At 65.2% G+C, this 20,567-nt stretch carries 15 protein-coding genes; 1 reads left to right on the forward strand and 14 read right to left on the reverse strand.

The features are described from left to right. Window position 1 precedes the first annotated feature (1 nt). The 14 genes from malQ to GGQ74_RS08515 form a co-directional block, all read right to left on the reverse strand. On the reverse strand, window positions 2-1,576 hold the full coding sequence (gene malQ / locus GGQ74_RS08450) for a 4-alpha-glucanotransferase (RefSeq protein WP_167941134.1): 1,575 nt from the start codon (window positions 1,574-1,576) through the stop codon (window positions 2-4). Next, window positions 1,573-4,941 carry a maltose alpha-D-glucosyltransferase gene (treS, locus tag GGQ74_RS08455; RefSeq protein ID WP_167941135.1) on the reverse strand — a complete coding sequence of 1,123 codons (3,369 nt, stop codon included), beginning with the start codon at window positions 4,939-4,941 and terminating at the stop codon, window positions 1,573-1,575. Before treS ends, malQ begins: the two co-directional genes overlap by 4 nt. Window positions 4,942-5,163: 222 nt before the next feature. Beyond that, a complete protein-coding gene (locus tag GGQ74_RS08460; RefSeq protein ID WP_167941136.1) occupies window positions 5,164-6,354 on the reverse strand; it encodes a class I SAM-dependent rRNA methyltransferase in 1,191 nt (396 codons plus the stop codon). A gap of 102 nt (window positions 6,355-6,456) precedes the next feature. Next, window positions 6,457-7,287 carry a histidine racemase CntK family protein gene (locus GGQ74_RS08465; RefSeq protein WP_167941137.1) on the reverse strand — a complete coding sequence of 277 codons (831 nt, stop codon included), beginning with the start codon at window positions 7,285-7,287 and terminating at the stop codon, window positions 6,457-6,459. A 30-nt stretch (window positions 7,288-7,317) separates the two neighbouring features. Next, window positions 7,318-8,121, reverse strand: coding sequence for a sugar phosphate isomerase/epimerase family protein (locus tag GGQ74_RS08470; RefSeq protein WP_167941138.1), 804 nt, complete (start codon window positions 8,119-8,121; stop codon window positions 7,318-7,320). Then, complete coding sequence (locus tag GGQ74_RS08475; protein ID WP_342448604.1) at window positions 8,118-9,902, reverse strand: M14/M99 family metallopeptidase; 1,785 nt, start codon at window positions 9,900-9,902, stop codon at window positions 8,118-8,120. The genes GGQ74_RS08470 and GGQ74_RS08475 overlap by 4 nt, the downstream gene beginning before the upstream one ends. Beyond that, window positions 9,868-10,578 carry a hypothetical protein gene (locus GGQ74_RS08480; protein WP_167941139.1) on the reverse strand — a complete coding sequence of 237 codons (711 nt, stop codon included), beginning with the start codon at window positions 10,576-10,578 and terminating at the stop codon, window positions 9,868-9,870. The genes GGQ74_RS08475 and GGQ74_RS08480 overlap by 35 nt, the downstream gene beginning before the upstream one ends. Then, window positions 10,579-11,856 (reverse strand): L,D-transpeptidase Cds6 family protein, encoded by a 1,278-nt coding sequence (locus GGQ74_RS08485; RefSeq protein ID WP_167941140.1) that lies wholly within the window; start codon window positions 11,854-11,856, stop codon window positions 10,579-10,581. It lies immediately after the preceding gene. Between the two features lie 7 nt (window positions 11,857-11,863). Further along, window positions 11,864-12,445, reverse strand: a complete 582-nt coding sequence (locus GGQ74_RS08490) for a hypothetical protein (protein WP_167941141.1) — start codon at window positions 12,443-12,445, stop codon at window positions 11,864-11,866. 19 nt (window positions 12,446-12,464) lie between these two features. Next, the gene (pyrE, locus tag GGQ74_RS08495; protein ID WP_167941142.1) at window positions 12,465-13,025 is read right to left on the reverse strand and encodes an orotate phosphoribosyltransferase; all 561 of its coding nucleotides are present in this window, start codon (window positions 13,023-13,025) and stop codon (window positions 12,465-12,467) included. A gap of 2 nt (window positions 13,026-13,027) precedes the next feature. Continuing rightward, window positions 13,028-14,320, reverse strand: coding sequence for an adenylosuccinate lyase (gene purB / locus GGQ74_RS08500; protein ID WP_167941143.1), 1,293 nt, complete (start codon window positions 14,318-14,320; stop codon window positions 13,028-13,030). Window positions 14,321-14,417: 97 nt separating this feature from the next. Beyond that, on the reverse strand, window positions 14,418-14,711 hold the full coding sequence (locus GGQ74_RS08505) for an FmdB family zinc ribbon protein (RefSeq protein WP_167941144.1): 294 nt from the start codon (window positions 14,709-14,711) through the stop codon (window positions 14,418-14,420). Window positions 14,712-15,156: 445 nt separating this feature from the next. Continuing rightward, window positions 15,157-15,558 carry a rhodanese-like domain-containing protein gene (locus tag GGQ74_RS08510; RefSeq protein WP_167941145.1) on the reverse strand — a complete coding sequence of 134 codons (402 nt, stop codon included), beginning with the start codon at window positions 15,556-15,558 and terminating at the stop codon, window positions 15,157-15,159. Window positions 15,559-16,087: 529 nt separating this feature from the next. Next, window positions 16,088-18,493: a Lon protease family protein gene (locus tag GGQ74_RS08515; protein WP_167941146.1), complete on the reverse strand. Its 2,406-nt coding sequence runs from the start codon at window positions 18,491-18,493 to the stop codon at window positions 16,088-16,090. Window positions 18,494-19,175: 682 nt separating this feature from the next. On the opposite strand from GGQ74_RS08515, the gene GGQ74_RS08520 reads away from it, so the two are divergent. Next, entirely contained in the window at window positions 19,176-20,528 is a 1,353-nt protein-coding gene (locus GGQ74_RS08520) for a response regulator (RefSeq protein ID WP_167941147.1), read from the forward strand. The last annotated feature ends 39 nt before the right edge of the window (window positions 20,529-20,567 follow it).

A 20,567-nucleotide genomic window follows, 5' to 3' on the forward strand; every position in this document is an offset into this window, starting at 1 on the left:
GTCAGCCCGTTGGACCGTCGAAGGGGAGGCATCGTTGCGCGGGCGGTGGACATGCGTCGCTCTTGTGTCGCCCGGCCTCGGGCGTTGCACGCCCGGATATGCGCGTCAGCGCGGCGAGGCGCGTTTCGATGTCCGTGGTCAGGCTTTCGGGCCGCATGCGCCAGTGCCAGTTGCCCTTGAGGTGTCCGGGGCGGTTCATGCGCGCCTCGGAGCCGAGGCATAGGAGATCCTGCGTGGGGATGATGGCGAGGTTGGCATGGGAGAGGAGCGCCATGCGCACCAACGCCCATGGGATGTCCGTTCGTGGCAGGCGCAGCCCGAGGTAGGCAAAGAGCCGTTCGCGGGTGGCGGCGTCGGCCTCGTCGTCAAACCAGCCCAGCGTGGGATTGTTGTCGTGCGTGCCGGTGTAGACCACGCTGTGCGGGCCGATGTTGTGCGGGATGTAGGGATTTCGCGCCATGTCCGGGCCGAAGGCGAAGAGGAGTATTTTCATGCCTGGCAGGCCGAAGCGATGCATGATCTCGCGCACGTCCGGGGTGATGACGCCGAGGTCCTCGGCCACGAGGGGCAGGGCGGCGCGCCGGGCGTGCAGCGCTTCGAGGAGTTCCTCGGCCGGGGCCTCGATCCATTGTCCGTTCATGGCCGTGCGCTCACCCGCCGGAACCTCCCAGTAGGCCGCAAGACCCCGGAAGTGGTCGATGCGCAGCATGTCGAAGAGGTCGAGGTTGCGCAGGATGCGGCGAATCCACCAGTCGAAGCCGGAGTCGCGCAGGACGTCCCAGTCGTAGACCGGGCTTTCCCACAGTTGGCCCGTGGCGCTGAAGTAGTCCGGCGGCACGCCCGCCATGGCGCGGGGCTGGAGATTTTCGTCGAGTTTCCAGTTCTGCGGGGAGCGCCAGAGGTCCGCGCTGTCGTGGTCCACGTAGATGGGCATGTCGCCGAAGAGCTGGATGCCGAGGCCGTGGCAGTGGCGGCGCAGGTCCGTCCACTGGCGGTGGAAGATCCATTGCAGGAAGGCGGCGAAATCCATGTCCTCGGCGAGGTCTGCCCGTGCGCGGGCAAGCGCGTCGGGGTTGCGGTCGCGCAGGGCGTCTGGCCATGCGGTCCACGGCTTGCCACCGTAGCGCCCGCGCAAGGCCACGAAGAGCGCGTAGTCGTCCAGCCAGTCGGCCTGTTCCTCGCGGAAGATGGCGTAGGCGGGGTGGGCGGCTGGGGAGAACCGGGCGTAGGCCTTGGCGAAGAGGGCGAACTTGTGACGGGTGACGGCGGCGAAGTCCACACTGTCCTCGGGAAAGGCGGGCGGATTGGCGACGTCCGCCGGGTCGAGCCAGCCCTCGGCGGCCATGCGCGAGGGGCAGATGAGCAGCGGATTGCCCGCGAAGGCGCTGACGCTGTGGTAGGGATCGTTCCACGAGGTCTCTGCCGTGGGTGTGAGGGGCAGAAGCTGCCACACGCGCTGGCCGGTGCGGTGCAGGAAGTCCGCGAATGCGTAGGCCTCGTCGCCAAGCCCGCCGATGCCGTGGGGCGAGGGCAGGGACGTCGGGTGCATGAGAATGCCGCTCGATCGGAGCATCATGAGTTCTCCCGCATGGTCGCCTCGACGATGGCGCGGATGGCGGCCAGCGGCACGCCCGCCCATGCCGGACGGTTGTCCAGTTCCTCGGCCAGTTCGGTCACGGCGCGGTCGATGAGGAATGCGTCGAGCAGGATGCGCGTTTCGTCCGTGGTCGCCGGAACGATGTCCACGCCCGCCACGGCGTCCATGTAGCCCTCCACAAAGGCCACGCCCGCCCAGTGGCTCCAGCAGCGCGCCCAGCACAGCAGCGCCTCGCCCCCCCCGGGGCGCACGAAGCCCTGTTCCGCATGGGCTGAGACCGCTGCGAAGCCCGCATAGTCCATGGAGCGCAGGAGCGTTGCCACGTCACGCAGTGGCGAACGCAGAAGCCGTCGCTCGCCCCATGTGCGGTCCGGGTCGCCCTCGAAGTCGATGATCGTGAAATCCTGCCCGGTCAGCAGGGCGTGCCCGAGGTGGAAATCCCCGTGGCAGCGGATGCGTCGTCCGCCGAAGCGGTGGTCCGTCACCTTGCGCAGGATGTCCAGTATGGTCTGGCGCGAGGCCATGCCCCATTGCGCGTCGTCTTGCGTATGTCCGGGAAGGGTGTCGAGTTTCTTGCGCAACAGCGGCCAGACGCGGCCCACGTTGCTCCGTAGGCCCTGATACAGGGAGCGCTGGTAGAGGCGGGTGAAGGGCTCCGGCTCGAAGGCTTCCGCTCCGGGCTGCCCGGCGCCGGAGGCCAGCGCGAGGTGCATCTCGCCGGTCCTGCGGCCAAGGACGCCAAAGCGTCCGATGGACGCGCCGAACATCTCTGTCGCTTCGGGCGGGGCCTGCGCCGCGCCAAGCTCCAGCATGTGCGCGGTTGGGGTGGATGGTGCGGCCTCGCGTCGCGCCTGCGCGTGTTCGAAGACGCCCCGCAGCATTTCCATGACGTACTGCCATGCCGTGCCCTGATTGGGCACGTAGTCCGTGAGGGTGGCGATGGTCATGGGGGATTCGAGCCTGTCGCGGCGGTATTCGATGGCCCCCCGTAGCTGTGGGCTGTGGGGATAGCCCCGCTCATTCAGGAAGCGCCCCACCTCCAGCTCCGGGCTGACGCCGGGATCGAGCCTGCGGAAAAACTTGAGTACGACGCTGTCGCCGAAGACCACCACGGAGTTGTTCTGGTCCACGCGGGCCGATGGCGCGTGCAGGGTGAGTTCCGCGTCGCGGACCATGCCCCGCAGGGCGCGGGTGCGGCTGACGGAAATCCGGCCCGCGCGTTCCGGTGCCCCGGTGTGGCGCGGCACGTTGCCCAGCAGGGCGATGCAGAAGGTGCGTGAGACCAGCGCGTCGAAGACGATACCTTCCTCGCCGGAATTTCGCAGGCGCACCCGTGCGATGACGGCGTGGGGATTCGTCTGCGCGATGCGTGCGGCGCGTTCGCCCGTGGCCCACGCCATGGGGAGCGAGATGCAGTCCTCGCCGCCCCCCGCGTATTCCACGTCCACCAGCACGATGTGCGCCGGAGGCTCGGTGTCGGACACGGCGAGGCGTTCGCGGATGCCCGCCGAGGCGATGGCCCGGCGGGGTCCGGCGCAGTACCACGGCGCGGCGGCAATGACCTCCGGCAGCCTGCGGCACAGCAGGCCCGATGCGGGAGCCTCGAAGATTTCCTCCCAGCTTTCGGCGCATTCGATGGGCTGCGTGTCCGGAGTGCGTCCGGCGGCGGCCTCCTGTGCGTGCTGCGGTTCGAGCAGGAACCAGTAGAAGGAGTGTCCGCCGATGGTCAGCGGGTAGGGGCGCGGGCCGATGGGCGGGAATTCGGCCCGTCCGAACATTTCCACTGGCACCATGCCCATATGGGCGGAGAGGTCGATTTCCGCGTGCTGCACGTGGCGCGAGAGGTTGGCCACCACGAGGATGCACTCGTCGCCGTGGCTGCGCACGAAGCACAGGAGCTTGCGGTTCTCCGGGGTGAAGAAGGTCATTTCGCCACGGCCGAAGGCCCGGTGCCTGCGGCGCAGGGCGATGATGCGGCGCATCCACCACAACAGCGAGTGGGGATTGTTCTCCTGCGCCTCCACGTTGACGGTCTCGAAGTGGTATTCCGGATCGATGACCACGGGCAGGTAGAGCTGCTGCGGATTGGCGCGTGAGAATCCGGCGTTGCGGTCCGGGCTCCACTGCATGGGGGTACGCACGCCGTTGCGGTCGCCGAGGTAGATGTTGTCGCCCATGCCGATCTCGTCGCCGTAGTAGAGCACGGGCGTGCCGGGCAGCGAGAGCAGGAGCGCGTTCATGAGCTCGATCATGCGGCGGTTGTTGCCCATGAGCGGCGCGAAGCGGCGACGGATGCCGAGGTTCACGCGCATCTGCGGGTCGCGCGCGTAGACGCGGTACATCATGTCGCGCTCCTCGTCGGTGACCATCTCCAGCGTCAGTTCGTCGTGGTTGCGCAGGAACAGCGCCCACTGGCTGGTGGCGGGAATCTCCGGCGTTTGTTCGAGGATGTCGATGAGCGGAAAGCGGTCCTCCATGTGCAGAGCCATGAACAGGCGCGGCATGATGGGAAAGTGGAAGGCCATGTGGCACATGTCGCCGTTGCCGAAGTAGGCCGCCGAGTCCTCGGGCCACTGGTTGGCCTCGGCCAGCAGCATGCGGTCCTCGAATTTCGCGTCGATATGGGTGCGCAGTTCGCGCAGGAAGTCGTAGGTCTCCGGGAGGTTCTCGCAGTTGGTGCCTTCGCGCTCGTAGAGGTAGGGCACGGCGTCGAGGCGCAGGCCATCCACGCCGAGCTTGAACCAGTAGTCCACCACCCGCGTCATGGTCTTGCGCACGGCGGGGTTGTCGAAATTGAGGTCCGGCTGGTGGGAGTAGAAGCGGTGCCAGTAGTAGGCCCCAGCCACGTCGTCCCAGGTCCAGTTGGAGTTCTCGAAGTCCTGGAAGATGATGCGGGCTTCCTCGTAGCGGCGGTGGGTGTCGCTCCAGACGTAGAAGTCCCGCGCGGCGGTGCCGGGCTTGGCGCGGCGTGCCTGCTGGAACCACGGGTGCGCGTCCGAGGTGTGGTTGAGGACCAGTTCGGTGATGACCTTGAGCCCGCGGGCGTGGGCCTCGCGCAGGAAGGTGCGGAAGTCGCGCATGGTGCCGTAGGCGGGGTGCACGTCGCGGTAGTCGGCGGTGTCGTAGCCGTCGTCCTTGAGGGGCGAGGGGAAGAAGGGCAGAAGCCAGATGGCGGTGACGCCGAGGTCCTGCAGATAGTCGAGCTTTTCGGTGAGGCCGCGAAAGTCGCCCACGCCGTCGCCGTCGCTATCGTGAAAGGCCCGGACGTGGACCTCGTAGATCACGGCGTCCTTGTACCAGAGGGGGTTCGCGCCGTTCCCGGATGCCTGCCGCCTGCGTGCCATGCTCGCCGCTCCTGCAATGTGTCGGTATTTCGAGGATTGTGTCCAGCATACCCAATCGGGGCGCTATCGCCAACCCTTGGCGGAAAATGACGGCGGTGCGGGCCGTTGGCGCGCGATGACGATGGTGGGCGTCTTTTTTCCGGTTTTCATGCGCAAAAGGCCCCCCGCTGCGTGGCGCAGCGGGGGGCCGTCGTGTCAGAGTCTTTCGGCGTTGCCGGACGTCTATTCGACGTGGATGGCGAAGCCCTTGAGGTAGCGTCCCTCGGGGAAGGAGAGCCGGACCGGATGGTCCGGGGCCTGCCCGATGCGGTGGATGATGCTGGCCTGTCTGCCCGCGTCGAGGGCCGCTCCGGCGACGACCTTCTGGAACAGGTCGTCGTCCATGAGGCCCGAGCAGGAGTAGGTGAACAGCGTGCCGCCGGGGCGCAGGATCTGGAAGGCGAGAAGGTTGATATCCTTGTAGCCTCGGCAGGCGCGGTCGAGGGCCTGTTTGGAGTCCACGAACTTCGGCGGGTCGAGCACGATGAGGTCGAAGGTGCGGCCTTCGTCGCGGAAGGCGCGCAGCGCCTTGAACACGTCGGCCTCCATGAATTGGACGCGGTCCATGTCGAGTCCGTTGGCCCGGACGTTGGCGCGGGCCATGTCCAGCGCGGGGCCGGAGGTGTCGATGTTGAGCACGTGGGCCGCTCCGCCGGCCAGCGCCCACACGCCGAAACCGCCGGTGTAGCAGAAGCAGTTGAGCACCTCGCGTCCGCGCGCGTAGGCCCCGACGAGGCGGCGGTTGTCACGCTGGTCGAGGTAGAAGCCGGTCTTGTGGCCGTTTCGCACGTCCACGCGGAAGGTCACGCCGAGTTCGTCGATGTCGATGGTCTCCGGCGGCTCCTCGCCCCACAAGAGGCGCGAGAAGACGGGCAGGCCTTCCTTGATGCGCACATCGGCGTCGGAGCGCTCGTACACGCCGCGCAGGCCGGGCATGGCATGGGTCAGCGCGGCGACGATGGTGTCCTTGTGGTATTCGGGACCGGCGGCGAGGAACTGGCAGATGGCGAAGTCACCGTAGCGGTCCACGATGAGGCCGGGCAGGCCGTCGTTCTCGGCGTTGACCACGCGGCAGGCCCGAAGCGGAATGTCGCTGCCATGGGCGCGGCGCAGGGCCAGCGCGGCGTCGATGCGCGCGCGGAAGAATTCGGGACCGATGACGTCCGTGCGCTCGAAGCTCCAGATACGGCAGCGGATCTGCGAGTGGGGCGACCACGCGCCGAAGCCGAGGAACGAGCCGTCGGCGGACTGCACGGAAATGGTCTCGCCCGGTGCGGCCTCGCCCGAAACGGAGTCCACGGCGCCGGAAAAGACCCACGGATGACGGCGCAGGAGAGACTTCTCCTTGCCCTTCTTCAGGATGATTTTGATCATGACGATTGTGTATCACATGGCGGTTGAATGTTCACGGCCCGGATGCGGCGCGGACAGGCCCCCTACCACCCAGGCAGGGATGGCGCAAGGCGCTGGCCGCGTTCAGGCGTAGGTCGTTCCGGTGGCGATGATGGCCACCGGGCCGTCGATGCGGGCGCTTTCTGGCGAGCCTGCGGCGTTGGGGCGGATGGTGGCGGCGATGTGGCTGCCGCTGGGCTGGCGTACGGAGACGGTGCCCGCATGGCCGTTGGCGGCCATGAGCAGTGCCAGCGCCACCGTGCCGGAGCCACAGGCGGTTTCGTAGTAGGTGGTGTCTGTCTCGCGGACCCAGACCACCGGGCGGATGGATGCGCCGTCCTTCTCGCGGGAGTACCAGATGCAGCCTGCGGCCTCGCACTGGGTGAGGCCGAGGTCGGCGCGGATGGTGGCGGCGTAGGCCGCGTAATTTTCCGGAAAGGGCGAGGAGGCCTCGTCGAGGAGCACGTGGGTGATGCCGTCCAGCCGGGCGACATGGATGCCCAAGGCATGGCGCGAGAGACCCGCCGCAGGCAGCGGAATGTCGATGCCCGCCGTGGGGTTCCCGCCGATGCGCGCGTACACGTCGAGGGGCGAGTCCGCGCCGGAGACCTCGATGCGCCCCGTGTGCAGTCCGTCGTGCTCCGTCATGGCGGGGTGTCCGCTCATGGCGAGGACGAGGGCCGCGCTGCGCGCGGCATTGCCGCAGAATTCGCCGCCCATCATGTCCAGCCGGGGAATGGCGCTGGTGGTGTTCACGAAGCCCACCTGCTCCGCGCCGAGGTGCAGCGGGTCCATGAGCCGCGCCGCCACTTCGGCGCGCTGTCGTGAGGACATGGCCGGAGGGTCCATGACGAGGATGGTGGTGTTGCCGCCGGGGCTGACCTTGACGAAACGGTAGGGAACGCGGGCGCTCATGGTTCTCGCGGGGGAAGAGTTGCGGTCCGCTTAGTCCGCCGGGGCGAACAGGGCCGGGGTGTTGCGGGCGAAAGTTAGCACGAGGGTGAGGGCGTCCTCGTCGTGCGGCTCGAAGGTGACGCTGGGGTGCAGGTCGTTGCGGGCCAGCGCGGCGAGAACGGCGTCGAAGGGGATGCTCCCCGCGCCGGGGCCTAGGTGCTGGTCCGAACTGCCGTCGTTGTCGTGCAGATGCAGGTGGCGGAGGTGCGGGGCCAGCGTGTCGACCCAGTGGTCGATGTCGCCCTTTGCCACGCCGTTGCCGAAGGCGTGCCAGTGCCCGATGTCGAAGCACACGCCGCACGGCCCCTCGGTGATGCGCGAGACCAGCTCGGCCAGCGATTCTGGCGCGGTCTCGTAGACGTTTTCGAGGTAGAGCGGCGGATGGTTGGGCCACAGGGCGAGCAGCGTGTTCCACGTCAGCGTGGAGGCATCGAGCCATGCGTCGTGAAGGCCGTTGTAGAGCCAGTTTGAGTACATGGCGTGGCCGATGAGGTGCGTCGGCGCGTAGATTTCCGCGATATCGAAGGCCATGGCGAGGCGTGTCGCCGTGGCCTCGCGGATGAGGCGGTCCGGGCTGCCGGGGTGCAGGTCCTGAAAGGGCAGGTGCACGGCGCAGCACAGTCCTGCCTGATGCAGGCGGTCCGCCGTGGCCCGGTGCCATGCCATGTCAAGCGTCTCGAAGGCCGCGAGGTCGATGTCGAGCTCCGGGTTCAGGCCGTGTTCGATGAACAGGTCGATGTAGCGCGGTTCGCGGGCGGCGTAGGATAGGGGAAGATTGACGTGGAAGATGTTCATTGCGGGTTCCTGTCGGACGGCGCGCCGTTGGCGTGCAGGGCCGGTGCGTCGCCCGCGATGTCCATGCGGCCGAGTTCGCGGAACGTGGTGGCCTGCCGCAGGCAGAGCGTGACTGTGCGGCCGTCCGTCACCTGCACGGTGCCGTCCCACGGGATGGGCTGCTCGTCCACGGTGGCGATGATTCTGTCGCGGTCGCCGTTGCTCCAGAGGTCCTTTAGCGTGTAGGAACCCTGCGCAAGCCGGGCCGAGCCGCCGTTGGTCCACGGCAGGATGCTTTCGTGGCCGTCAGCGTCGACGAGGACGGCGGCGCGCACGGTGCGCGGGCGGATGGCGATGCGGAATTCGCTACGCTCCTGTCCGGGGGTTTCGCGCACCACGCGGCAGGTGCACAGGTCGTCCCCGCGCTCCACGAAGCGGCCGAGGAAGACGTCCGGATCAAGGATGATCTCCTGCCCGACGTCCTGGCCGCTGTTGGCCCCGCGCTGGGACACGTAGCCCTTGAAATTGAGGATTTCCTGCCGTCCGTCGGTTTCCGGTTTCCAGACGCCCTCGATGACGAACTGGTCACCGGCCACTGTCTCGATGGTTTCGTCGGCCGGGACGAACAGGAGCCGCTTGTTGAGCCAGCATACGAAGAGCGGCTTGCCCTTGGCGGGGCGCTGTCCGCGTCCTGCGGCGGCATTGGGCCAGTTCAGGGTCAGGCTGCTCATGCGCTTGCCGTCGGCGCGCACGTCCAGTGAGGAGAACGTGGTCAGCGCGAGGCGCGGCGCGTCGAGGATGTTCACGCCAGGGCGGTCCGAGGCGAACACGGCCGGAACGGGCGACCAGTCGGTCGCGTCCTCGCCGGATACGGGCTGTGCCTCGATGCGCGATCCCGGCGGCAGGGACAGGGTGAGCGCGTCGCCGGGGGTGACGGTGCGGCCGTTGACCCGTACCAGCCCGCTCTTGCGGGCATAGCGGTCCACCTCCGCCTCGGTGATCTCGGGCAGGGTGACGGACACGCCGTACTGTTCGAGGACGAGGCCAGTGGCCCGAAGCTGCTGCACGACCTTCCACCCGAGCTGGATGATGTCCTTGGAGACCTCGATGGCCAGCGCGGGAATGCCAACGTCCTTGAGGGCGTGGTAGGTCAGCGACTTGCGCTGCTCGGGGTGTGTGGTGTCCGTGGAGAAGGTGTTGGTGTTGAACAGCGTGAACCTGTAGGCCGGAACGATGGAGTCGTTCAGCTGGGCCAGCACGTTGGTGGCCACCTCGGCGAGGTTGATGCGGTTCTGGAAGACGGGGGTGTCGATGATGATGGACTGGCCGTAGCGGCCGGGATTGCGAAGCTGGTCCTCGTATGTCGGGCGGTAGAAGCCCGACCCCTCGTGCAGGTGGATGAGCGCGTCGCTGCGCGAGAGCAGATAGCGGATGACGCGGGCGAGGCGGTCCTCGTAGAACGAGTTGTAGTCCTTGTCGAAGCGGCGGTTGAGATCGACATTGATCTGGCGCGCGCGGGCATGGACCGTGGGGACGTTGGCGCGCGGCACGACGATGAGGGTGCCATTATGCACGGTGGCGCGGGTGAGGATCTGTGCGGTGAGATAGCCCGCCGCCTCGTCGCCCTGTATGCCGCCCTGAACCATGACGGTGGGGCCGGGGCGCTCGCCGCGCAGGATGTGGACGGTCAGCGGGTATTGCGTCCCCGCGAAGAACGTGTGCGAGGACGCGAAGGCCTGCGCGGCGAAGAGAAGAAGCGCCGCGAGACTAAGAACGGATGTACGACAGAGGGTATGTTTCACTGAAGAGCGTCTGTCCCGATGAATTCTTTATGCCGAGGCGAACGCCGAACACCTTGGCGATGGGCGTGTCCTCCGGCAGGTCGAAGGCCGTGGCGATTTGCTTGAAGCGCTGGATCTGGAACACGAGATCGTCGCGGTTCACCTTGGGCTGCACTTCCCTGCCGTCCGCTGTGAGCAGCGTCAGCTCCGCGGAACCGGTGATGGAGCCGGTGGCGATGAGGTTGTTCAGGTTGAAGGTGATGTTGACGTGCTCGCCCTCGACCTTGGCTTGCAGATTGTCCACGCGTACCTGCTGCATGTCCACGCGGCGGAAGAGCTTGCGCAGGTCCACGGGCGGGGCGGTGGGCTTCTCCTCCGCCTTCTCGCTCTGCGACACGGTGCCGAGCAGGGATTGCAGGTCCTCGGGGTCGTTGGACTTGAGGATGTTGTCGATGTTGCGTAGGCGCTCCAGTTCGATGCGCGCGTCGCGAAGCTCGCGCTGGGTGGACGCCAGATCATCGGAAAGGCGCATGTTCTGCGTCCAGAAGGTGAACCCGGCCCAGCCGCCACCGCCTGCGACGGCGAGCAGGAGCAACAGCAGATAGATGCCCGCGCGCAGCCATGCCGGGCTGACCCGGTAGCGACGCACGGGGCTGTTGTCCCGCATCATCAGCACGTTGTATTTGGCGTTGCTCATTTACAAGGCTCTCCAGTCTTCGCGGATGATCTTCCAGCTTCCGGCCTCGGGGACCAGAATCATGGTCTTGCGTCCACTGTCGCCATAGCCGCTTCGGGCGTGGTAGTCCTGCCGGAAGCTGACCTGTACGCCTTCGGGAACGATGGCGTAGCTGAAATCGGAAAACGTGACGGACTTGGGCTTGGAGCGGCTCCACACGTCGGCCTTGTGGTCCACGATGTCTTTTCTGCCCCTGCGCTCGTCCTGCGTTGCGGACTTCGCGTAGGCCTTGGCGTAGCCCTTGAGGTCCGCCTTCTGCCATGCGCCGCGCCACTTCTCCAGCATGGCGGCGATGTCCCTGCGGGACTCGGTGAGGTAGACCCCGTCGAGGGTGGTGGGCGTGCGGACCCACTCGCGGCCAACGATGCGGAAGCGGCCCTTGTCGTCGCGCTGCCAGTACAGGCGCTTTATGCCCTCGGAAACCACGGTGGGCGTGCGGTAGTACTGGCGGAAATAGGTCACCCAGTAGTCCGGTCCGGGCAGGACGCGGATGTCGTAGGGGATGACGCGAATCCACGGATAGGTGGCGAACAGGCGCTTCTTGCGCTTCTTGAACGCCTCGAAGGGCTGGCGCTGCGCGCGGCTGAAGCGCTTGGCGTCGTAAAAGGCGAAGAAGTCGTCGGAGCCGTTCTCCCACGCCGTGGCCCACCCCTGCACCTTGCCCACCAGTTCATCGATGGTGCGGTCCATCTCCGAGGGGGAGATGGCGGCGTCATCTTCCACGCGCACGGTGTTGGTGATGGCCACCGGAAGGCCGGGCGTGATCTCGCCCTGCACGGAGTGCAGATCGGGCGAGGTCAGTGCCACGCAGCCCTGTGTGTCGCGCGGGACGAGGGGCTTGCCCCTGCCGTGAATCCATATGCCGTAGCCGGTCTTGCCCTTGAGCCGGTCCACGGGGTTCGGGAAGTTCAGGGTGAATGCCTGATCCCCGTACAGAGCGTAGTCCAGCCCGCCGGTGAGATGGCGTTCCACGAAGTAGACGCCCTCCGGGGTGCGCAGGTCGCCGGTGACGCGCTTGTCGCCATCGCGCTGACCTGTCGTGCAGCGCAGTCGGTTGACGAGCTGCAGCGGACTCTGCTGGCTGTAGACGTAGAATTCCTGGGCCTTCTTGTCCACGGCCAGAAATTTGGGCGGCAGGTTGGGGTGGCTGTCCAGCGTGGCGTTCCACCCCGAGGCGACGGCGCTTCCCGTCGCCAGCAGGACCATGGCCAATGCGATGATGCAGATGCGTCCGTTCACGTGGTCTCTACTTGTAGTTCTGCCAGTCGAATTCGACCTTTCCGGCGGGGCCGGAGATCATGAGGCGCACCGGACCCGACGCCAGAGGCTCGAAGCGGATGATGTAGTACTTCTGCCAGCGGGTGTGATGCGGGAAGAATGCAGCCAGCTTTTCGGGCGGCCAGTTGTCCCGCTTCAGGGGGCGGATCTCGATGGGCTCGTGGGCAATGTCGCCCTGCACGGCCTGGATGCGCCAGTTCTTCGTGTTCGGTTCGAGGCGGGTGATGTCCCGCTTGCGGCTGGCCACGGCGACGATGACGTCCGTTCCGGCCTCGTGGGCGCGGAGTTGGTCATGGAGGATTTTCGCTTCCTCGGCCTCGTCGAGACCGTAGACGTTGGCGTAGCGCGTGGCGAAGGCCTCGCGCCATGCGCGGGCCTTGATGGTGGCCGTGGCGGTCAGCTCGGTATTGATGCCGTCATAGAGCGCGGCCGAGCGCGACCACTGCCTGCATGCGGCGACGTAGGGGTCGTCGATGTCGGGCCACAGGAAATGGAAAGCCTGCCGGCCCCCGTCCGCGCAAGCGGCGAGGGCCAGACAGGTTGCAATCATGAGGAGGATGGTTCCGGTTCTAGTCCTTGCCCGCATCCAGAAGTTCTCTCCGGGTGAAGATGGAGGTCAGTTCCAACCCGGCATTCTCGATATTGGCGCGGCCGCCTTCCTCGCGGTCGAGCACGCAGAGCACTCCGGCGATTTCGAGGCCCGCGTCACGCACGCGCTCGATCGCCTTCAGGAGGGTTCCGCCGGTGGTGACGACGTCCTCAAGCAGGACGACGCGCGAACCGGGGCGGAAGTTGCTCATGCCTTCGAGATACTGGTTGGTGCCATGTCCCTTGGGCTGCTTGCGGACGATGAATCCGGGCAGGTTGCGTCCCTGCGCGTGCGAGAGCACGGTCACGGCCGAGACCAGCGGGTCCGCGCCGAGGGTCATGCCGCCCACACCATCGATATCACAATCCTTCAGCAATTCCAAAAACAGCGTTCCGATGAGCCACGAGCCTTCGGCGTGCAATGCGGTCTGCTTGCAGTCGAAGTAGTAGTCGCTCTTCTTGCCGGAGGTGAGGGTGACCTCGCCTTCGATGTAGGATTTCTCCAGAAGAATCTTGGCCAGTCTTTTCTTGAGATCGGTCATGGTCACTTGAACACCCTTTCGAAGATGAAGTCTTCCTGTCGGAGGTAATAGCTGTGGTCGAAGATTTCGTCCAGTTTTTCGGACGAGAGGCGCGAGGAAATCTCGCTGTCCTTTCGTGCCTCGTCGGGGAACTGAAGGTGCTCGTTCCAGCAGCGCATGGCCACGCCCTGCACCATTTCGTAGGCCTTCTGGCGCTCCAGACCCGTCTCGATGAGGGCCAGAAGCACACGCTGCGAGAAGAACAGGCCGTAGGACGCGCGAAGATTGCGGTCCATGTTGTCGCCGTTGATGCGCAGGTTGGCCAGCAGGCCGTTCAGGCGGTTGAGCACATAGTTGGCCATGATGGTGGAGTCGGGCATGATGACGCGCTCCACGGAAGAGTGGGAGATGTCGCGCTCGTGCCACAGGGCCATGTTTTCCATGCTGGCCATGGCATTGGTGCGCATCAGCCTCGACAGGCCGGTGAGGTTCTCGGCTGAGATGGGGTTCTTCTTGTGCGGCATGGCCGAGGAACCCTTCTGGCCCTTGCTGAAGCCTTCCTCCACCTCAAGCACTTCGGTGCGCTGGAGGTGGCGCAGTTCCACGCACAGGCGTTCCACGCCGCCAGCCAGGAGAGCGATGGCGGTGAAGAACTCGGCGTGGCGGTCGCGCTGGATGATCTGGGTGGAGATGGGGTCCACGTCGAGGCCCAGAATCTCGCAGGTGATGCGCTCGACCTCGGGGTTGAGGTGGGCGTAGGTGCCCACCGCGCCGGAAATCTTGCCGACGCTCACGCCCTTCCACGCATGCAGGAAGCGCTCCTGATGGCGTTTGAACTCGGCGTAGAAGCCCGCCATCTTGAGGCCAAAGCTCGTCGGCTCGGCATGCACGCCGTGGGTGCGGCCAATGGCGAGGCGGCCCTTGTTGGCGTGGGCCATGTCGCGCAGGGTGCCGAGCACACGCTCGATGTCGCGGGCGATGATGGCGCCCGCGCGGGACAGCAGCACGCCGTTGGCGGTGTCCACGATGTCCGAGGACGTGCAGCCCAGATGGATGAAGCGGCTGGACGGGCCGACCTTTTCCTCAACGGCGGTGAGGAAGGCGATCACGTCGTGCTTGGTCTTTTCCTCGATTTCGAGGACGCGGTCGACGTCGAAGTCCGCCTTTTCACGGATGACCTTCATGTCGTCTTCGGGAACGATGCCCAGTCGGCACCATGCCTCGCACACGGCGACTTCCACTTCCAGCCAGACCCGGAGTTTGTTTTCCAGGGTCCACAGGCTCCCCATCTCGGGGCGGGTGTAGCGTTCGATCATGACACGGATTCCGGATGTTTGGGTGAGTGTACGGACCGGCCAACTGGCCGGATTCCAGCAAAAAAAAAGGCAGCGAATGCTGCCTTCCGCCGCGGCGCTAGGCCTGCGGCGAGGAATTTTCGGCCTTGCTGGAGGCTGCTTCCTTCTTGGGCGGATTCGAGGATGTCGTGGTGCCGCTGGCAACGTCGGACTTGGCGCTGCCGTGGCTGCCGCCCTTGCAGTAATCGGTCACGTACCAGCCGGAGCCTTTGAGCACGAAGCTGGTATTGGAAATGAGGCGCTGCGATTTCGCACCGCAGACGGGGCACGGAACTTCGTGGGAGTCGAAGTCGCGCTGCCACTCCTCGAAAATTTGCTCACATTCGGTACAACGGTACTCGTAGATAGGCATTCGAATCACCTCATGCGGTCGTCTGGATTGTCGCCAGCAGGTAAGTCCGCCGCGCAAGGTTGTCAAGAAAGCGCCCGTCAAAAGAGGGCGAGCGTTAGCTGGGTGGGGCTCCAGGGCGCAAGGAGGCCCACCCGGCAACCGCGCGGGAAAAAATTACTTCTTGGCAGCGGCTTTGGCTTCGCGGATGCGCTCCTTGATACGCTCTTCCTTGCGCTTGCGCTTGCGGTCGAGCTCCTTGAGACGCTCATGCTTCTTGTGGGCCATTATGGATTCCTCCCTTTAGTGTCGATTGAAAAACAAGAGTGATGCTCTACCCGCAAAGGGGGGGCTTTGTAAAGTCCTGAACGGGGACAGCCCGCCCGGAGCGTTGCGCCGCCGGTGGACTGACGTGCAAACGGGGCGGACGCGGCGAGGAGCAATACATCAATTTATAAGGTATACCGGCCTAGCGCGCAAGGCCTGCGCCAGCTTTCTCCAGATTGTACAATGCGCCGGGCTTCAGCACCGCCGCGAAGGCGTCCGATCCCACGTTGAGTCCCTTTACTTCGAGATAGCCGTGGCTCAGCAGGAAGGCGAAGGCCATCGCCGCGCGGAATGCAGTGGCACAGAAGGGAATGATGAACTTGTCGCGCGGCAGTTCGCCCAGCCGCTCCGGAAGTTCGCGAAGCGGAATGTGCTTGGCGAAGGGGAAGCTCAGGTACTTCACTTCCTCGTCCGCGCGGACGTCCAGAAAGATGAAATGATCGTTGCCAATGAGGGCACGCGCCTCCTCGGCGCCCATGCCATACTGCCCGGTGGCGAAGAATTCGAAGTCCATGTCCTTCAGAATTTCGGCAAAGCTGTCCATGGTGCATATCCTCCCGGAAAAATAGAGTTCAGACGCACAGGACCATGCCCCTCTTCACGTCCTTTTGCAAGGATGCCTCCTCAATCCCATGTCCTCCCTATCCATCCGTGGCCTCCGGCACGTCTGCGCATGTGCGTTGTGAACAGCATTTTAGTGTGCTATTTCAGTACGATATGTGTGATACGAACACAACGAACAACCGACGCCATGGGGCGGTGAGACGGACCGTATCGTTCATTGCCACATGCAAGCCGTAGGCTCCGCCGGCCAAGGGGCCGCTGGCCCCCTGGACCCCCGACATGCGATGGACGTGGGTGCCCTTGGCGCACCGTGCGGCTTATCGGGGCGAAGCCTTAGTGAGGATTGTCAAGGAAATCATTTCCTTGACTGGGGTCCGGGGCAAAGCCCCGGCCGCCGGAGGCCATGTCCCGCATCGGGCAACGAACGATACGCCCCCCCTGCGACGACACGAAAAAGGGCGCGCTCCCGAAGGAGCGCGCCCTGTAATGGCGATGATGCGCGGCGCGGATCAGTCGTCCGGCTGCTGCTTGGCGGCCAGTTCGGCCAGCTCGGCAAGTCTGTCGTCCACGCGGCGGTAGAGGGTGCCAGCGGGGAAGCTCCCGGAGGCGCGGCGCTTTCCGGCCGGAAGTCCGGTGAGGGTTTCCATGGCCTGCTCGATGGTGGACACGGGGTAGATGTGGAATTTGCCATCGCGCACGGCTTCCACCACTTCGGTGCCGAGCATGAGGTGTACCACGTTGTCCTGCGGGACGATGACGCCCTGATTGCCATTGAGGCCCCGGCGCTTGCAGACCTGGAAGAAGCCTTCGATCTTGCGGGTGACGCCGCCCACGGCCATGATCGCGCCGGTCTGGCTGACTGCACCGGTGAAGGCCAGCGAGTGGTCGATGGGCACACCGGAAATGGCCGAGAGCAGGGCGGCGAGTTCGGCTCCGGAGGCGGAGTCGCCCTCGACTTCGACGTAGGACTGCTCGAAACACAGGCTACCGGTGAGCACGAGGGGCTTGTCCTGCGCGAAGAGCCTCAGCAGGCAGCTCTTGAGGATCATCATGCCCTTGGTGTGGATGGGGCCGCCCAGTTCGGCCTCGCGTTCGAGGTCGAGAATGCCGCCATGGCCCACGCCCACGGTGCAGGAAATCTGGTGCGGCAAGCCGAACTCGTAATCGCCGAACATGGTTACGGCCAGACCGTTGACCCTGCCCACGCCGGACCCGGAGGTGGCGACCTTGATGAGCTGGCGGTCATAGTCGCCCATGAATTCCTCTTCATAGAGGTTGGCGCGGAAATCACGGTTGCGCGAGGCCTTTTCGAGCAGCTCGCGGGTGACTAGCTCGTGGCCTTCCATGCGGGCGAGCGCGGAGGCCTCGATCATGAGTTCGCGCACCAGCGGCAGGCGCAGGGACAGCTTCTGCTGGTCCTCGGCCATGCGCGAGGCGTGGTCCACCAGCCCGGCCAGCGCGCCCCGGTCGAAGGGCTGGAAGTTGCCGTCGCGGATCATGCGGGCCAGCACGCCGAGGTAGCCCTTGATGGACGTGGCCGTGCGGGGAACGGTGTCCTGCATGTGCGCCTTGAGCTTGAAGAGCTTGGAGAAGCGGTCGTCCACCGCGAAAAGTGTCTCGTAGAGCTCGTCGGAGCCGATGAGCACGACCTTCACGGACAGCGGCACGGGTTCCGGCTCGATGGTCTTGGTGCGTGCGGCCTCGTGGTCGGCGAGATCCTCGATTTTGCTTTTGCCCGCGCGCAGGGCGCGCAGCAGTCCGTCCCATGCGTCCGGAACCTGAATGAGGTCTTCCATGCGCAGGACGAGGAAGCCGCCGTTGGCGCGGTGCAGCGCGCCGGACTTGATGAGCGTGAAGTCCGTGTACAGGGCGCCCATCTCGGCCTCGCGCTCCACGCTGCCCAGCAGATTGGATATCGTGGGGTGGTTCTCGAAGACGATGGGTGCACCCTTGGCCGCGCAGTTGTCCACGAAGCGGCTGATGGTGTAGCGGACGAAGAAGTCGTCCTGCGAGCCGCTGTCGAACAGCGCCTGCATGCCCGTGGGCGGGGCGGCGTCCGAGGGCAGGAACTGGTCCATGCTCTCAATGATGTCCGCGCGTAGGGCCTTGAGGAATCCGGAGACGCCCTCGTCGTCGGCATATTCTTCGGTCAGCGGACCGAGGTAGCGGTTCATCACGGAGGTGACCACGCCGCGCTCCAGCTTGCGCCTATCCTCGCGGTAGTCGCGCTCGTCGCGGGTGAGCCTGCGCAGGCTTTTGGTCATCTCGGCGAGGAGATCGTCTCCGCGCTTCTTGAGGCGGGTGCGCAGGTCCGAATCCAGCCGGTCGAAATCGACCTCGGTGACGACCTTGCCCTCCACCAGCGGGTAGAGGGTCATGCCGCCCTGTTCGTCCACCTCCAGCTCGAAGCCCTGCGCCGAGGCGCGCTGCTCCATGTCGCGCAGCATTTCTTCGCGGCGGTCCTGAAAGGTGCGCAGCAGGGTTTCGCTCTTGCGGGCGAAGGAATCCTGCTCCAGCTTTTCGGGAACCTCGCGACGGATGTCGGCGATGGCGGCGTCCAGCGCCTTCTTGAGCCGCTTTCCGCCACCGGCGGGCAGGCTCAGGATGCGCGGGCGATCCGGGTCGAGGAAGTTGTAAACGTAGGCGAGATCCCGCGGGCGCGGCATCTTCGCGGCGCGAGGCTCGAGGAACTGCCGCACGAGATAGGTCCGGCCGAGGTTCGGGTCTCCGGCGACGTAGACGTTGTAGCCAGGATCGTCGATGGCAAGCCCCATTTCGAGGGCCATCAGCGCACGCGGCTGCGGCGGCTTCACCTTGGAATATTCTGAAATTTCACGACTATCCGCATAGGAGATGCTCTCCGGGTCCATCTCGGCCCGGAGTTTCTTCACGGAAAGCGGTCTCGGTCTGGCCATGTGGCTCCTTCTTGTGCGTCAAGTTCGCGGCGTTCGCCGCATCGGCACACCTCTACCCACTCGTGCCGGGTTTGTCATCTCCACAGGGGCATTGGCGGTGAGCCGTTTCCAGCCTCGTGTGGGGCCATGCGTTTCCGTCCGGTGCTTCTGCGTGGACGCCGCCGCGTAGACGCAATGACGGCACACGTGCCTGATGTCTGCGGAACATATCAAAATACATTGCGATTGCACATACCGCGTGACGTGTTGGTCCGGGCCTGCGCCGCAGGTGGAGGGGGCATCACCCCGCCAGTCGAGTTTTCCACAGGGGTAGGTTTACGTATTCCGATTTTTTCGGCGTTCGCACAGTTCGATGCGGGTATCATCGTGCTGGTATGCCGTCTAGCTCACAGAAGTTGGCTGGTGATGGCCTGTATGGCGTTTTGGGGCGTGTGTTCATAAAAAATTCTTTTTTGACGAGCGGTTACCTCTGTTTTGAACACAAGCGACAAGGAGCGGCCTTGGACCGTCGTCCTCGGGGGAGAAGGGGCGCGCATCTGGCCAACCGACCACATCAGGCCGGGGCGCGGACGTAGTTCACGTGAGGACGGCAACCATGCGTACGCACAGGGTATTGACGACGCGATATCACGTAACAGGACAACCATTGCACTCCGCACGCAAATGCAATAACACTCGGTCCATGTCACAGCCCAAGATCCTCGTCGTCGATGACTCCAGACTGATCCGCAAGGCCATCCAGCGGGAATTGCAGCAGATAGGAGCACTCGTCACGCAGGCCAACGACGGCATTGACGGTTTCGAGAAAGCCCACGCGGACCACTTCGATCTCATCATCTCTGATGTGGACATGCCCCGCATGGACGGCTTCACCCTGTGCGAGAAGCTCAAGGGCGACCCCGTCACCTGCACCATTCCCGTGGTCATCTGTAGCTCCCGCGACAACGAGAGCGCCGTGGAGCACGGCTTTCGCGTCGGGGCCGATGGCTACCTGCCCAAGTCCGGCGGCAGCGACGTCTTCCGCCGCGCCATTCGTGACATGCTTGAGCGGGCCGACATCGTTCGCGACAGGCTCGTCCTCGTGGTTGACGACTCCCAGCTCGTGCGCGGCAGCGTGAAGCGCGAACTGGAACAGGCGCGATTCCGCGTCGTCACCGCCGAGAATGGCAAGCAGGCGCTGGACATCCTTTCGGCCAATGGCCGGGTCGATCTCATTGTCAGCGATCTGGAGATGCCCGTGATGAACGGGCTTGAACTCCTGACCGCCCTCAAGGCCGACGAGCGCTGGTTGGCCATCCCCTTTCTCGTCATGACTTCGCAGGCCGATCAGGGCACTATCCGCCGTCTGTATCGCGCCGGAGCGGCGGCCTACGTGCCCAAGCCCTTCAATGGTCAGCACCTCGTGCATGTGGCTGAGAAGCTCCTTTCGGACCACTTCCTGAAGCTCCTGCACGAGAAGGAACGCCTGCAGGCGGAGCATGGCTTGCTGCTGGCCTCCATCACGTCGCTCATTCAGGCGCTAGAAGCCCGCGATCTCTATACCCGAGGCCATTCCGAGGCCGTGGCGGAGATCGCCGTGGGCATGGGCCGCAAGATGGGGCTCGACCGGGACCAGATGGAGAAGCTCGAAATCGCCGCCCGCCTGCACGACCTTGGAAAGATCGGCATTCCGGATGCGGTGCTCCTCAAGCCGGGCAAGCTCACGCAGGCGGAATACGAGATCATCAAGACGCATCCCACCATCGGGGCGGATATCCTGCGCCCCATCCCGTCCATGAGCGACCTCATCCCCGCCGTGCAGAGCCACCACGAGCGCCTCGATGGAACGGGCTATCCGCATGGCCTCAAAAATGGCGAGATTCCGCTTTTCGCCCGCATCATCGCCGTGGGCGACATCTACCACGCCCTCACCAGCACGCGCCCCTATCGGGACCCCATGCCCGAAGGCACGGTCCTGCAAATCATCAACGACGCGCGCGGCACGCATCTGTGCCCGGAATGCGTCGCCATCTTTCTCGACTATCTGGGTGCTTGAACGCGAAAGGCGGTCCGCCGTCCCACAGGGACAACGGAC

Source organism: Desulfobaculum xiamenense, assembly GCF_011927665.1.
GTDB classification, from domain to species: Bacteria; Desulfobacterota; Desulfovibrionia; order Desulfovibrionales; family Desulfovibrionaceae; genus Desulfobaculum; species Desulfobaculum xiamenense.